The 15237-nt window shown below is 45.6% G+C and carries 11 protein-coding genes; all 11 read left to right on the top strand.

The genetic code is table 11. The features are described 5' to 3' along the window. The first annotated feature begins 18 nt into the window (after window positions 1-18). A complete protein-coding gene (locus KW844_RS23205) occupies window positions 19-1425 on the top strand; it encodes a RagB/SusD family nutrient uptake outer membrane protein (protein WP_218379178.1) in 1407 nt (468 codons plus the stop codon). Window positions 1426-1451: 26 nt separating this feature from the next. After that, on the top strand, window positions 1452-2186 hold the full coding sequence (locus KW844_RS23200) for a DUF4843 domain-containing protein (RefSeq protein ID WP_218379177.1): 735 nt from the start codon (window positions 1452-1454) through the stop codon (window positions 2184-2186). 18 nt (window positions 2187-2204) lie between these two features. Further along, complete coding sequence (locus tag KW844_RS23195) at window positions 2205-3881, top strand: PKD-like family lipoprotein (RefSeq protein WP_218379176.1); 1677 nt, start codon at window positions 2205-2207, stop codon at window positions 3879-3881. Between the two features lie 14 nt (window positions 3882-3895). Then, window positions 3896-5068 (top strand): thioredoxin family protein, encoded by a 1173-nt coding sequence (locus KW844_RS23190; RefSeq protein ID WP_218379175.1) that lies wholly within the window; start codon window positions 3896-3898, stop codon window positions 5066-5068. 8 nt (window positions 5069-5076) lie between these two features. Continuing rightward, the gene (locus tag KW844_RS23185; protein WP_218379174.1) at window positions 5077-6270 is read left to right on the top strand and encodes a PHB depolymerase family esterase; all 1194 of its coding nucleotides are present in this window, start codon (window positions 5077-5079) and stop codon (window positions 6268-6270) included. A 198-nt stretch (window positions 6271-6468) separates the two neighbouring features. Then, complete coding sequence (locus tag KW844_RS23180) at window positions 6469-7038, top strand: RNA polymerase sigma factor (RefSeq protein WP_218379173.1); 570 nt, start codon at window positions 6469-6471, stop codon at window positions 7036-7038. Window positions 7039-7126: 88 nt separating this feature from the next. Further along, on the top strand, window positions 7127-8242 hold the full coding sequence (locus KW844_RS23175; protein WP_218379172.1) for a FecR family protein: 1116 nt from the start codon (window positions 7127-7129) through the stop codon (window positions 8240-8242). 40 nt (window positions 8243-8282) lie between these two features. Beyond that, on the top strand, window positions 8283-11609 hold the full coding sequence (locus KW844_RS23170) for a SusC/RagA family TonB-linked outer membrane protein (protein WP_218379171.1): 3327 nt from the start codon (window positions 8283-8285) through the stop codon (window positions 11607-11609). Window positions 11610-11630: 21 nt separating this feature from the next. Next, the gene (locus KW844_RS23165; protein ID WP_218379170.1) at window positions 11631-13055 is read left to right on the top strand and encodes a RagB/SusD family nutrient uptake outer membrane protein; all 1425 of its coding nucleotides are present in this window, start codon (window positions 11631-11633) and stop codon (window positions 13053-13055) included. A 6-nt stretch (window positions 13056-13061) separates the two neighbouring features. Next, the gene (locus KW844_RS23160) at window positions 13062-13769 is read left to right on the top strand and encodes a DUF4843 domain-containing protein (protein ID WP_218379169.1); all 708 of its coding nucleotides are present in this window, start codon (window positions 13062-13064) and stop codon (window positions 13767-13769) included. Between the two features lie 17 nt (window positions 13770-13786). After that, window positions 13787-15226, top strand: a complete 1440-nt coding sequence (locus KW844_RS23155; RefSeq protein WP_218379168.1) for a PKD-like family lipoprotein — start codon at window positions 13787-13789, stop codon at window positions 15224-15226. The last annotated feature ends 11 nt before the right edge of the window (window positions 15227-15237 follow it).

The following is a 15237-nucleotide window of genomic DNA, read 5'->3' as shown; positions in this document are numbered from 1 at the left end:
TCAAGTAAAAAGAGACATATGAAATACAGGTTATTGATCTGGAGCATGCTGTTTTTTACACTGTCATCTTGTAAAAAATGGCTGGAGGTAGACCTGATTAACCAGGTGGATGAGAACAAGCTGTTTGCCAAGGAACAGGGCTTCACAGATGCGCTGGCTGGGGCATACAACCAGGTGGCCAGTGCTAATCTATATGGCCAGAAGCTGAGCTTTGAAATGCTGGATGTGCTGGCGCAGTATTACAACTATAACTCCATTGCAGAACAGTACAAACAGTACCGCGACTATAACTATAAAGATGCGACTGTACGTGCTGAAATAGATGGTATTTGGGCGGATATGTATGAGGCAATTGCTGCGGTCAACAACATCGTACGCTGGGAACAGAAAAATGGAGATGTAATGCGCCCGCATATACGAAAACAAATATTGGGGGAGGCGCTGGCGCTCCGTGCTTATCTGCACTTCGACCTGATGCGGATGTTTTGTGAAGATATCAAATTCAACCACGATGCTAAAGGAATACCGTACAACAAGCAGTTTGGTGTGTCGCTGCCGCCGGTTTATACACTGGCAGAGTGTTATCAGCTGGTGCAGGAAGATCTGGAAAAATCGTGGGAGCTTTTGAATGAAGGGGACCCTATTAATCTCACAACACCCTACATCTCCCTAAATAAAAACATAGCAGATAAAGATGTGGCCCGCATGAATAAATATGCGGTGCGTGCCCTGATGGCGCGTGTGGCACTCACCAAAGGCGATAAGGCAGCCGCGTTAAAGTACGCTACAGCAGTGATAGATGCTAAAAAATTCAGGTTATTGGATTTTAAAGCCAGCGTAGATGTGGATGAATCCAAGAGAGATATACTGTTTTCAGACGAGCATATCTTTTCTCTGCGAAATAAAACCCTGCCAGATCTGTCCAGGGCGCTGCATTATGATGTAACTACCGGTACCGGCTACTCGTTTGCAAAGCTCCCGCTGGGAGATGCCTCCGGTAACTATGGTTCCAATCCGGATGATGCGCGTTATGCACTCTGGTATGATGTGGGCAAGCTGGGTAAATACACCCGCGGAGATGTAAAGGAGTATACTCCTAAAATTCCGATGATCAAACTAAGTGAAATGTACCTGATTGCTGCGGAGGCTACCTACGAATCAGATCGTACCAGGTCATTGCAGTTTATCAACGACTTGCGCCGGTCCCGTATCAGGAATGTATCCGACTGGTTTTACATCACAAGGGATAACATTTTCGAGGAAGCCATTCGCGAATTTACCGGAGAAGGACAGCTGTTCTTCGCCTACAAAAGGTTGAACCGTGCTATCAGGAATAATTCCGGTACCGGAGATATTACTCCTTCCAATGGCATCTTCGTGTTCCCTATTCCTGAAAAAGAAATAGAAACCGGCAACAGACATTGATTTCTTTACATTCAACAACGGATGCTATGAAAAAACTGGCATTATACGCCTTAGCGCTGCTGGGATTCACCTCCTGTGAAAAGGAGCCCGGGCTTACCTATACAGAAAAAGACAAAGTTTATTTTACTTATAAATACGCTTACCTAAACACTTTTATTGAGTTTAACCAGGTACAATTCTCCTTTGGTATGTTGCCGGATGAAGTGATGATTGATACTGCAAAAATTGCAGTGAAGGTAATGGGGCAGCAAGGTAAAACAGACCGTTACTACAAAGTTGGGATAGATCAGGATTCCAGCACCGCTGTAGCGGGTGTACATTTTGAACCGTTGCAGGCGCAATATCCATTTAAAGCCGGCTTGTTTGAAGACACGCTGCGGATAGTAATGTTGCGCAGCCACCTGAACAGCAGTCATATTACCCAGGAAAACCGTCGCTTGCGGCTAACGATTGAAAGTAGCGATGACTTTAACAAGGGTACCACCAAAGGAGCAGCCATTGATCTCTACCTGAATAACTATCTCTCTGAACCAAGATGGTGGAAAAGATATGAAGGTTCCGGGCTGTATTATTACCATCCTGAGAAATGGAAGATACTGATGAAGTTTCATCCCAAGTTCACGGAAGTAAACAGCGATATGCCGATGGACCTGAACCTGGTATCACCTTACTTTAATTCCTTGCGGGCTTACCTGGATCAGAATCCCACCTACGACCGTGAAACGAATGCACGGATATTGATTGACAAACTTGTACCGTAGTTACTATTAAAAGGAAACATGATGAACAAGATAATAAAGTATTCCGCTATACTTCTGGCATTGGCAGCCATGAATGCCTGCTACAAGGATAAAGGAAATTACGACTATAAAGAATTAAATGAACTCAGTATTATAGGACTGGCTGCTAATTATGAATGTGACCAGGATGATTCATTGAATATCCCTGTAAAGCTGGAGGGAACTCAATATGCAGATACCAGCCGTTTCGTGTATTCGTGGGAGATAGCGAGGCAGATTGTGCAAAATGGTAAAGACCTGCACCTGAAAGTAAACTTCGTACCGGGTAATCACCTGGGACGCCTGATTGTAACGGATAAAAGCGACAGCGTAAAAACCTATTTCCGTTTTAGTTTACGTGTGAGTTCAGCCACTGCCGGCGATGTGATGGTAGTGCTGAGCAATAGTAATGGTGAGGCTGAACTTTCCTATAAGCGCCTTGATAAAGAAGGGCCGTTTGCTGTAAACTACTTCCACAGCCGGTTTGGTGAGTCGCTGGGAACGGGTGCCAAATCCATTTCCATCAACTACATCTCCCTTGCTGATCACATACCATTTTCAGACAATACGACCCTTGGGGCCATGCAGGTTATCACAAAGGAAGGGCTGAGAATTGTTGATAAAAACAATCTTGGCCCGGTTGCTAACCTGAAATACATTACCGGCGTTACGTTTGCTAATAAACTACCGCCTTACCCGGTGCAGGATGTGTCCGGATTCAACCCGGAACATTTGCTTTACCAGCTGGATATGTGGAATCATAATCCATATGGCGGTATTAACCAGAGCGGGCGCATGTTCCTGATCTCAAACGGGGCATTGTATTACTATATGTTGTCCCGTGGTTTGGTCAGTACAGCAGTTAATCAAAAGGTGGACGGCGGATATCTTGCCCCTGCGCTGTGCTATGCCTATATAGTGAATTCGCCACAAACGAACCCTAATCTGGTGATGCGTGGATTTGATGTATCGTCCTATATACTCCTGTTTGACAATACCAATGGCAGGTTTATGTACAGCAATGCTGGTGGAAGACCCTTAACTACCGTAACCAAAGCTGGTCTGGAGTTGCTGCCAACTTATCCGGGTTATAAAATGATCTATGCGTCACATACTTCCACTCCCAATAAATGCATTGCTGTATTGTTTAACGGCACACAAACAAAACTGGTTTACCTGCACGTGCCGGGCAACGCTACCCAGGCAGGCACTGCCAACTTCTCAGTGCAGGGAACTGTGGACGTTCCAGGAAGTGTGATCAACGAAACTACCCGCTTTTACAACCTGCGTTATTCGCCATATATGGTTTTTGCCACCGGCAATAAGGTATATCGCTATAATGTAATGAATGCACAAACAGGTGTGATACCTGCTGATGTGATTGCATCGCTGCCGGAAATGGGCTATGATGATAAAGCTACCATCAATGCATTGACAGTATCCCGGTCCGAGCAGCACCTGCTGTTGGCGGTATCCCGCTATGGCACCGCCACTGCTGATGACGGGGCGCCTAAAGGAGATGTGGTGAAAATGCGCTTCAACAATGCTACCATTAGTGCTACCATGCTGGAAAAGTTTGAAGGTGTAAGTGGTAACCCGGTGGATATAAAAATAAAATACCAAACCCACCAGCGGGATGGCGTGAACAGAGATGGAGTACTTGTTGACAAAATTTAAAAATTAAACTAATCATGATGAAGAAAATATTTCTATTTATAGCCCTGTTGTTTTCCACTATAGCTTACGCAGGTGCGGGCCTCCATTTTGAACAACTGTCGTGGAGCGAGGCGGTACAAAAAGCAAAAAAGGAACGGAAACTCATTTTCATTGACTTCTACACTCAATGGTGTGGACCATGCAGGGCAATGGCCGACGAGGTGTTTGTAACGCGTGCAGTTGGTGATTTTTATAACTCACATTTCATTAACCTCAAGATTGATGCAGAAACACCAGATGGTGCGGTAATCGCGAAAAAATATGGGGTGAGTGTATATCCTTCTTTTGCGTACATAGATCCAACCACAGAAAACCTGGTACACTTTTCTACCAGCCGGCAGGACGAGGACATTTTCCTCTATACCGGTGCTGCTGCTATCAGTAAGGATAAAAACTCTGTCTTTCTCTACCAGCAGGACAAGGCAGGTGCACAGGATGCTGATTTCCTCTTCAATATGGCCTATTATCTGTCTTCCATTTACCAGCGTGATGAGGCCGACAAGAAGTTTAACCAGCTGATACAGCAGAAAGGTTTCGATCTGGGCAATCCAAAGATCTGGGAGTATTATATCCGTTTTATCAAAACCCGGCAGCACCCGCTCAGTGAGGAGTTGACCCGTAACCCTGCCAAATACACCACACTATATGGTAAAGAAGCCGTGGAGGACCAGCTGTATGCCCTTTACCGCTGGGAGCGGAATCCAGGTGCCATAATGAAAGCCCCGGATTTTGAAGGCCGTAAACTGTTGCTGGGTAAACTGCGGTTTGATGAGGTGATGAAAACAGGAGATTATGCGCAGGCCGCTATCCTGGCAGATAGCATGTTTCTGCAGGTTGGTAACCGCAAAAAAGAATTTTGTGCAGATCTGGACTTCCTGGTACGCGTTCGTGATGAAAACGAAGCAATGCCTGATGCTCAGCTGGCGCTGCTGATGAAGCTGGCGCAATATGCTGCCTACAATGTACCTGACCGTTATAACGGGAGCACCCATTTTAACTATGCCAAATTGTTGGAGTATACTATCCGGCATAATGGAGCCCAGGCGGCATCGCTGATTGCCAAACCTGCGGGAGGGGTAACGGAGTATACGCTGCGTCCGCAGGGCCTTGCCACCAAACCGGTACGTAATAAAGTCACCAAAAAATAGCAATTCCCATGAAGCAATATATCTGTATGCTTGCCATAGCCTCCGGCTTATGGGCTTGTACTAAAGACACCAGCGTATATGCGCCGCAAAAGAAAGAAAATGTGCAGCCCGCCGAGCTGTTTCAGCCAGATGGCCCTGAAAAAACACCGGATGGTTTTTTGCGTGCCGGTATAAACAAAGTGGTGATGGAGGTAGCTATGCCTGATGGAACCACGATGAAACGTGAGTTTAAGTACTACTTTCCTATTTCATTGAACCCCAACAAGCCTATATCGCTGGTGTTCAATTTCCACGGAAGCTATACCTATGCTACAGGTACGCCTCCTCCAGACCCCATTCTTTATATCAGCGCCACTGATCCGCTAAACCGGTTGGCGGATACCGCTAACATCATTACTGTTTGGCCGGCCGGCGCTGCAGAGCCGGGTGCTGTGAACTGGGCGGTATCAGAAAAGCACATTCCATTTGTAAAAGCGATGGTAACTTACTTTAAAGGAGCCACGCCTACTGTAGACGCTAACCGAATCTACACCTGCGGGCATTCCAGTGGCGCCATCTTTTCGTTTGTACTGGCCCGTGAGATGAACGATGTTTTTGCTGCTGCCTGCCCGGTATCAGGCCAGATGAAGCTCACCGATCTTACTGCGCCTGCCCGCACCACAGCCGTGCGTGCTTTTAACGGTCAAAAAGACGCTACGGTAAAGCATTCCGCCGCTGTTTCCAATATCAACGTATGGGCGGATGTGATGGGTGGTTACTATGCCAAAGACAGCATCGTGGGCCAAAAAGTAATTACTGCCGGCAACTATACCTTGTTACCTACCAAATGGGGCGGGGGCAATGGCAGTGTAGAGTTTTTCTCCATCCCAGAGGCAGATCATGGTATTGACTGGAGCATTATTCTCCCTTATATGTGGGAGTTTATGCGGAACAATCCATTAAATAAGCCTACTGGACCATACATTGGTGTGGTGGCAAATGCGCTTGGTTTCTCGGCAGGAAAGCAAGTGAGCGTGCCAATGAAAACCAGCCGTAATACTGTTGCACGGGTGGTTTCAGCACCTGATGGCTTTACAGTGACCCTGACAGAAGGTATGGTGAACATCGCCACACTGCCTACTGCACTCAGCGGAAAGATAGTGCTGGAAGGGGCCCTGGATGGTAAAACCCAGCTGGTAGAAATCAATATGACAAAAAAATAAAAGATATCATCCTGTAACCCTGACAGGCCGTTTTCCTTCATGGGAAGCGGCCTTGTTTGTTTTAAAAGTTTTTAGAATTAACTGATAAGGAGAGACGAAATTATATATGTAGTAAGTTTTGTATGGAAAAGTAAGTATGCCTTACATGGTCTGCACCGCTTTGACTTATCACCTCCTTTTTATAATATTGGGCCTCGGATGGAGGCTTGGAGACAACTTACGGACAATGAACTTGTGACCTTTTTGAAGGAAGGTAACCGCCATGCATATACAGAAATTTATCACCGTTACAAACGACTGTTACTTGTATTTGCACTAAGGCGACTGGAAAACGAGGAGGAATGCAAGGATCTCATCCATGAGCTGTTCCTTCAGCTTTGGGTCCGAAGGACGGAGCTAACTATAACTTCTTCTCTCTCTGCATACCTGTATACAGCTGTGCGTAACAGGATACTCGACATTATTACCCATCAAAACGTATCTGCCAGATACATCGACAGCTTCCAGGGATATATTAACCAGGGGGAAGATAATACTGACCACCTGGTACGGCACAAGGAATTGCTGCAGCTTATCGAAAGTGAAATAGCAACTTTACCACCAAAAATGCGACTTGTTTTTGAGCTAAGCCGTAAAACAAATCTTACCCGTAAGGAAATTGCGGACCAACTTGACCTTTCGGAGCAGACGGTAAAAAGTCATATGCAGCATGCGCTGAAAATTCTAAAATCCAGGCTGGGTAATGTTTTTGGCATACTTTTCCTCTAGGCCGAAATTTTTTTATCTTTTTTTAACCCCTTCATCATAGTTGCCCGTCATTAATACAGGGAGGCAGGATAATGGTGGCCTCGACGATATGGACAGATTATCAGCCAAAGAAATATTAGACAGGTATAAATCAGGGGCAGCCACGCCTGAAGAGCGTGTGTTGGTAGAAGACTGGATCACATTCGGGGATTTTGCTCCCCTTCAATTAACAGAGAAAGAGCTGGAAAGGCAGGTGGATGCCATGGGGAAAGGGTTACCACTGGTAGTTTATGGCAGTGCCCGAAACTGGTGGCGTGCCGCTGCCGCCGCCGCTACTTTGCTGGTGCTGGTTGCTGGTGGATGGTATTTTTACGCCGGTAAGTCTGCACCTAAAAAAGCGTTGGCCGTTAAAACGGGCATTCCCGAGCCGGGGACCAACCGTGCTACACTGACGCTCGCCAACGGACATACGATTCCGCTGAGTAGCAGTCAAAGTGGAGTAGTGGTAAACGCAACAAAGCTTTCATATGGTGACGGCAGTGTAATTACGAAAGAAAATTCAAGCGGCAGTCATCCACTCGCTTCTCATACGGTGACTACACCAAGAGGAGGACAGTACCAGGTAATATTACCTGACGGCACGCACGTGTGGCTCAACGCGGGATCGTCACTGAAATTCCCTGAAAGTTTTGAGCAGACTAATAGTCGCAGCGTTGCGCTCACAGGAGAGGCATACTTTGAGGTAGCCGCCAACAGCCACCAACCATTTATCGTTACTGCACCTGGTCAGCAGGTGGAAGTATTGGGCACGCATTTCAATATCAATTGTTATGAAGATGAAAAGGTTGCGAGAACCACACTGCTGCAAGGGGCTGTGAAAGTGACTGCTGGAAATTACCGTAAATCAGGTATTCTGAAACCCGGGCAACAGGCGATGTTAAGTGGTAACGACCTGCAAATAGTGGCCGGTAGTACAGAAGAAGCGATCGCCTGGAAAAACGGCTACTTTGATTTCAGGAATGAACCGTTGGAAAATATTCTGAGGCAGGTATCCCGCTGGTATGATGTAGACATTGTTTACGAAGACAATGCTCCATCGCAGGAATTGCTCTATGGGCGTATTTCAAGATCCAAATCACTAAGCGCCGTATTAAAGGTGCTGGAATTATCCGGCAACATATCATTTAAACTGGAAGGACAAAAACTAACTGTAATAAAAAAATAAACTGCCAACCAATATCGACTAAAAAGCAAAATCAATAAGAATGGATCCTTTTTATCTTTTAAAGGATGGGAAACCGCTATTTAAATCAGCGTTGTTTCTCCTCCTGATGGTTACCTTTTTGCTGGCGCCAGCCGGCATAAAAGCGCAAACCACGGTCAACCTGAATGAAAAAAATGCACGCCTGGAAGCCGTGATAGCGCGTATCGGACAGCAAACCGGCTACGATTTTGTGATCAACACAAGATTATTAAAGTCGGCCCCACCAATTGATGCTAACTTTCGCAACCTGCGTTTGGAAGAGGCATTAAAAATATGTTTGGCCAACCTGCCACTGGAGTATGTGATACAGGAAAAAACAGTGATTATTAAGGAGAAGGCTGTGGCCGCACCGCGAAAGGAACGCGTGAAGGGCCTGGTGACAGACGAAAAGCAGTCGCCCATTCCTGGAGCTTCCGTTATAGAGCTTGGCAGCAATAACCGTACTATTACTAACAACAAGGGAGAATTTGAGCTAGCTGTTGCCGGAAATAATACCACGCTCTTAGTGAGTAACATCGGCTACGACAAAAGAGAGATTCATGTGGATGCTAATACCGGATTGATAAAGATTGCTTTGAAAGAAAATGTTACTTCTTTAGGAGGGGTGGATGTAACTATTAAAAATGGCTACTATGAAAAATCGCGGCAAACTTTTACAGGGGCAGCCACTTCATTTACCGGTGAACAGCTCCGGACTGTCACCAACCAAAATATACTTGCAGCACTGAGTACCCTTGATCCATCATTTAAGTTAGTAGAAAATAATCTGATTGGCTCCGATCCAAATCAGTTGCCTGATTTCCAGATTCGTGGATCATCGAGTATCAGCAGTGGCCTGGAAGAAAAATACAAGGGTAATCCTAATCTTCCGGTATTTATGCTGGATGGATTTGAAGTCAGCCTTGAAAAGATCTATGACCTCGATCCGCAGCGTATCAGTGGCGTTACTATCCTGAAGGATGCCGCTGCACTGGCTATTTACGGTTCCCGCGGAGCTAACGGTGTAGTAGTAATTTCTACTTATACCCCACTGGCAGGTAAACTGCGGGTCACTTATAATGCAAACATCGATTTTGATGTGGCGGACCTGTCGGACTACCACCTGCTGGGAGCTGCGGACAAACTGGCCTATGAAAAGCTGGCCGGGATCTATACACCTGGAAGCGCCGTATACGTAGGAGAAAAATATGATTACCTGTATAACGAACGGCTCAAAATGGTACAACAGGGCACTAATACGGACTGGATCAAGAAGCCGGTTAAAGACGTAGGAGTGAATACCAGGCACACCGTGACGCTGGAGGGTGGGGACCGGGCTTTCCGGTACGGCCTTTCTGTTTATTGTAACCCATCCGAAGGGGTGATGAAAGGCTCTGACAGAAACCGCAAAGGTATCAATGTAAACCTTACCTACAACTATAAGAACCTGAAATTTTCCAATCAGTTGTCGTTCGATAATGTGATCAGTCGCCAGTCGCCATATGGCAGTTTCAGTACCTACGCCTACCTGAATCCTTACTATTCTCCCTATAACAGCAAAGGAGAACTTACCAAGATACTTTATACATTGGAGTCAGTGAGGAATGCAGTAGTAACCATACCTAACCCGTTGTATAATACCACCATTAATACGAAGAACCAGAGCAAATATGACAATTTTATCAACAACTTCCGGGTGGAGTGGAACTTAACGAACGCACTGAAGTTAAACGGTACTTTTTCCATCAATAAGAAAACGCAGATCAGCGATGACTTCAGGCCATCTGATCATACCGATTTCATTGGAGCTACCACCAAAGGGCGCTATGTGAAATCAACCGGTGAAACAATGCAATATGAAGGTACTGCGGGGCTGAGTTATATGAAAGCGTTTAGTAAGAACCTGCTGGTAGTGAATGCGAATTATAACATCAGGCAAGTGGCCAATGATCTGTATTCCGTTACTGCTGCGGGCTTTCCGAACGACCTGATGGATCATGTGGGTATGGGATTGGAATACCTGGAAGGTAGCAGGCCGCAGGGCAGCGAAAGTACTTCCCGCTTATTGGGTGTATTGACAAACGTGAACTACAGTTACGATAACCGGTTCCTGGCTGACTTTGCGATTCGTGCGGACGGTTCTTCGCAATTTGGCAGCAATAAGCGATGGGGGGCCTTCTGGTCTGCCGGTTTGGGATGGAACCTGCACCAGGAAAATTTCCTGAAAAATAGCCACGTAGTTAATCTGTTAAAAGTAAGAGGATCGGTAGGTTACACCGGTAGTCAGAATTTTTACCCATATCAGGCCGAGTTAACCTATAACTATCTGCCGGATGTGACTTATGATGATAATATCGGTGCGGTGGCTAGTGCTTACGGTAACAATAATCTCCGCTGGCAGAAAACGCAGAAACGTAATGTGGGCGTGGACTTTGAATTGCTGAAGAGCCGGATAACCGGCTACTTTAACTATTATTCAGACTATTCAAAGGATGTTTTGGTAGACGTAACCATGCCTCCTTCATTGGGGTTCACTACCTATAAGGCTAACCTTGGGGAGGTGCAGAACAAAGGCTACGAAATTTCCCTCAGGGGAACATTATTGTCTCAACCAGCAAAAAAACAATACCTGAATGTATTTGCACTTGCGGTGCATAACACCAATAGCTTGCGTAAGCTATCCAATGCACTCAAAGCCTTTAACGATCAGGCAGACAGCAGTGTAGGCAACAAACCTTCCGTGCGGTTTATCGAAGGGGCCTCTATTAACACAATTTGGGTAGTAAAGTCCCTGGGAATTGATCCTGCCACAGGGGAGGAAGTATTTGTGGACAAGTCCGGAAAAATCACCAATGTATGGAATGCAACCAACTACATCCCGTACGGTACTGTCGATCCTAAGCTGGAAGGTACTTTTGGCAGCAGCTTTGGTCACAGGGGATTTGAACTGAATATTTATTTCCATTACAAGTTTGGTGGCTATATATACAATAACACCCTGGTGGATCGCGTGGAAAACGTGAACCCTAATCAGAATGTGGATAGTCGCGTATTCTATGACAGGTGGAAGCAGCCAGGTGATATCTCCCGCTTTAAAAGTATTACCAATACGGCGCTTACCAGACCCACTTCCAGGTTTGTGGAGAAAGATGACTTGCTGGAACTGAAATCTGTAAACCTCTCCTATAGCTTCCGGGATCAGCCTTTCATGAAAAAGATCGGAGCGCAAAACCTACGGGTAAGTGCCATATTGAATGATGTGTTCAGGGCCTCCTCCGTGAAAGCGGAAAGAGGGATTGATTACCCGTTTGCACGGCATTTTGCATTGGCACTGCAGGCAACATTTTAATGATCATCAATGAATTGCAATATGAAAAAATATAGCATACTCCTATTGGCAGCAGGTATGATATCTCTGACATCATGCAAAAAATGGCTGGATGTGACGCCTAAAACAGAAATGAAAGCAGATGTGCTGTTTTCTACCCAGGCAGGTTTTAATGACGCGTTAACAGGCGTTTATTCACTGATGATTGCTTCCAATTCATATGGTGCCGACCTTACCCTCTCCACGGTGGATGTATTGGCCCAGACATATGATAATCCACGCAGCACCGCCGGACACGATTTTGAGAACGTGGCCAAATATTTATATACCAATGCTGCTGTGGAAGGGCGATTCAGCAATATCTGGAAGCAGCAGTACAAAGCCATCGTAAATGCTAACCTGATCCTCGGTAACATCGATCAAAAGAAAAACATTTTTACGGCAGGCAATTACGAGCTGATTAAAGGAGAGGCACTTGCGCTGCGGGCCTTACTGCATTTTGACATGCTCCGGCTCTTTTCTCCGTCCGTGGTGGCCGGCGCTGATAAACCAGCTATTCCCTACGTTACTGCCTATACGAATGTACCGGTGGACCAATCAAACGTCACCCAGGTGCTGGAAAAGGCGATTTCTGATCTTGAAGCTGCGCGTGCATTATTGAAGGAAGCAGATACGTATGGTCCTGACCGTGAGGCGCTGCTGCCGGAGTCGGCCGCAAATGAGCTGTTGAAGAACCGGAATTTTCACCTGAACTATTATGCTGTAACTGGTTTGTTGGCGAGAGTATCACTTTACAAAGGTGATAAGGTAAAAGCCTTGCAATATGCTGTGGAAGTAATCAACTCCCAACTGTTCCCAATGTTTGAATTGCAATCCGGTACCACACCTACGCAGCAGGCGGATTACATCTTCCCGACAGAACAATTGTTTTGTTTGAAAGTAGTGGGATTGAAAGATAAATATGCAGCAATATATTTTCCGGAAATCACCTCCACCAGTAGTCCCTCTTCATTGACGATCAATAATACTACGGTAGCGCAGTTATTTCCTGCCGGCATTAACTCGGATTACCGGAATAACTGGCTGGATGTAGCCACATCTGCGAGCAAGCGTATTACTAAATATAACTTCAACACGGTAATACCGATGCTGAAAATATCAGAAATGTACCTGGTGGCAGCAGAGTGCGAGCCTGATATTACGGCGGCCGTCAATGCTTATATGAACGTGTTGCGTGCCCACAGAGGGTTAGCGCCACTGGATGCAAGTGCCACAACGCCTGCGTTGCTTGAAACAGAGATTGCACAGCAATACCGGCAGGAGTTCATTGCGGAAGGGCAACTGTTCTATTATTATAAACGGAAAAATACCCGGAAGCTACCGACTATACCGGAGTTTACCGATCCTGCGGCGATATATGCGATTCCATTGCCATCGGTGGAAATAGAATTTGGGAACATTAAATAAGCCATCATGAAAAAATATTTATGCTTCATTTGCAGCATCGTCTTACTGGCTAGCTTTACCGCCTGTCAGAAAAGCGAATTGCAAGCTTACAATCAAAAGTCGGCAGTATATTTTGCGGCCTTCTCAGATACAGATAGCCTTGTCCATTCCATGGTAGGAGCACCAGGAGAAGTGGATACCGTATTTGTAAAAGTAAAGTTATTAGGGAATCAGCAGGGGGTGGATCGTAAAATATCACTGAAGGTGGACCCTGCTTTTACTGATGCAACAGAAGGGTTGCACTATGAAAAGCTCCAGGAAACCTATATCCTTCCAGCCCATGCATTTGATGTAAACATCCCTGTTGTATTGTACAAAAAGGACACGGTATTGACCACCCGACAATTTAAGCTGGGGCTTACGATTGTGTCGTCAGATGACCTGAATGTGGGTTATCCTACCAGGTTGAATGCGCATGTTTTATTTACCAATGCCCTGGTAAAGCCTGTATACTGGGACGATTTTCTGAAGATATACTACGGGGAGTACTCACAGGTAAAGCATCGGAAATGTATAGCGCTGCAGGGATTTGATTTCCCTGCTACCAAGGCGGAAATCCCCACTTCTCAATATGGTATTTACATGAGTTACGGACGTGTAGCCTGTAAATATTATACAGACAATATCGTGTATGATGAGAACGGGCTCAGAATATTACCATGGGCAGCTTTCTAAACCAATAACAGACAAACATGAAATTGAATATAAAAATCATTACAGCCCTTTTCCTGCTGGTGCTGGCAGGGTGTGTGAAGGATAATTCGGTAGTACTATCCCGGGAGCTGGATAATATTGTGATCCAGGGCGTAGCGGAGAACTATGTTGCCAGTATTGATGATGTGCTGTCAATTCAGCCGGCAATACAAAAGGCATTTACAAAAGATGCCGACCTGGAATATCTCTGGTATGCCTACACGCAAACCAGCCAATATGTGGCTGATACCTTGTCGAAAGAAAAGAATCTCGCAACTACTATCAGCATGCCTCCCGGCACGTATTCGCTGGTGTTTAAGGTAACAGACAAAACTACCGGCGTCTTTTACAAAGCGTTGAGCACCCTCAATGTAGTAAATGATTATACCACCGGTATCATTGTGCTGGCCGAAAATGATGGGCATGCAACGGTACATTTTCTGAATACAACCTCTGGTAAATTCATTGAAGAAGTATATGAGAAAGGAAATGGAGGGGAGATCGCCGGTAGTGAGCCGGTAAGTGTATCCTTTTATCCACAACGGTCGCAGATGCCATCGGAAATACTGATTTTATGCAGAGATCAGCAGGGCGGTGTGATTGTGAACCCCAGTACTTTTACCAGAATCAGAACGCTGCGTAACTCATTTATTGTACCATGGGAAGGAGAAGGAGTAATCAACACACAGGGCTATGTGGAACGATTTAGCGGTTTGCAGGATTATGTGATTATAGATGGGAAGCCGCATAATCGTGCAGTGAATTCCGCGGAGCTACTTTTCCGGCCGGCCATGTTGGGTGATTTTTATCTCTATCCGGCTGCATTTAACGAAGGAGCAACCCGGAGTGGATTTTATGATACCAGGAACATGCGTTTCCTATGCCACAACACTACCACCGGGTCATTGAACCCTTTTCTGGCAGGAACTACAACTTCTATCATTGATCCCAATAATGTAGGCCTCAAGATCGTATATGGTGGTAAAATATCAGCCAACGAATACTTTGGGGTATTTGAGAATGCTGCAAGTACACAACGGTATTTGCTGGCTTTCCGTATGAACTCAGCCGCTCAGACCTTTATTGCCCGCAGCAGGGAGGTGTTGAATGCAGAGAATATAATGGAGGCAAACGCATTTGCTTCTTCCATAGGACTGTCTAACTACCTGTTCTACAGCACCGGATCAAAAATCTATGTGTATAACCTCACTACCCGCAATGGTGGGATGCTGCTGGATTTAGGTACAGGTGTAAATATAAACTTGTTGAAGATGAACGGTACCGAACTGAAGGTAGCCTTTACCAACGCAGCACTGCCCGGCAAAAAAGGTGGTTTTATTACCTATAACATTACAACCTTAGGGGGTATTACCGCAAATCAAAAAGTAAAAAAGGAAGGCTTTTGTGATAAGGTGGTTGACCTTACCGATAAACAATAAATACTTGGAAT

This window comes from Chitinophaga sp. sic0106 (assembly GCF_019219075.1).
GTDB lineage: Bacteria > Bacteroidota > Bacteroidia > Chitinophagales > Chitinophagaceae > Chitinophaga.
The sequence above is the reverse complement of the archived record's forward strand: the minus strand, read 5'-3'. Positions and strand labels throughout refer to the sequence as shown.

Bases quoted from the DNA above. Each gene is read 5' to 3' on its own strand.
- KW844_RS23170 (WP_218379171.1), top strand. From the start codon at position 8,283: ATGGATCCTTTTTATCTTTTAAAGGATGGGAAACCGCTATTTAAATCA.
- KW844_RS23195 (WP_218379176.1), top strand. From the start codon at position 2,205: ATGATGAACAAGATAATAAAGTATTCCGCTATACTTCTGGCATTGGCA.
- KW844_RS23190 (WP_218379175.1), top strand. From the start codon at position 3,896: ATGATGAAGAAAATATTTCTATTTATAGCCCTGTTGTTTTCCACTATA.
- KW844_RS23160 (WP_218379169.1), top strand. From the start codon at position 13,062: ATGAAAAAATATTTATGCTTCATTTGCAGCATCGTCTTACTGGCTAGC.
- KW844_RS23180 (WP_218379173.1), top strand. From the start codon at position 6,469: ATGGAGGCTTGGAGACAACTTACGGACAATGAACTTGTGACCTTTTTG.
- KW844_RS23200 (WP_218379177.1), top strand. From the start codon at position 1,452: ATGAAAAAACTGGCATTATACGCCTTAGCGCTGCTGGGATTCACCTCC.
- KW844_RS23185 (WP_218379174.1), top strand. From the start codon at position 5,077: ATGAAGCAATATATCTGTATGCTTGCCATAGCCTCCGGCTTATGGGCT.
- KW844_RS23155 (WP_218379168.1), top strand. From the start codon at position 13,787: ATGAAATTGAATATAAAAATCATTACAGCCCTTTTCCTGCTGGTGCTG.
- KW844_RS23165 (WP_218379170.1), top strand. From the start codon at position 11,631: ATGAAAAAATATAGCATACTCCTATTGGCAGCAGGTATGATATCTCTG.
- KW844_RS23205 (WP_218379178.1), top strand. From the start codon at position 19: ATGAAATACAGGTTATTGATCTGGAGCATGCTGTTTTTTACACTGTCA.
- KW844_RS23175 (WP_218379172.1), top strand. From the start codon at position 7,127: ATGGACAGATTATCAGCCAAAGAAATATTAGACAGGTATAAATCAGGG.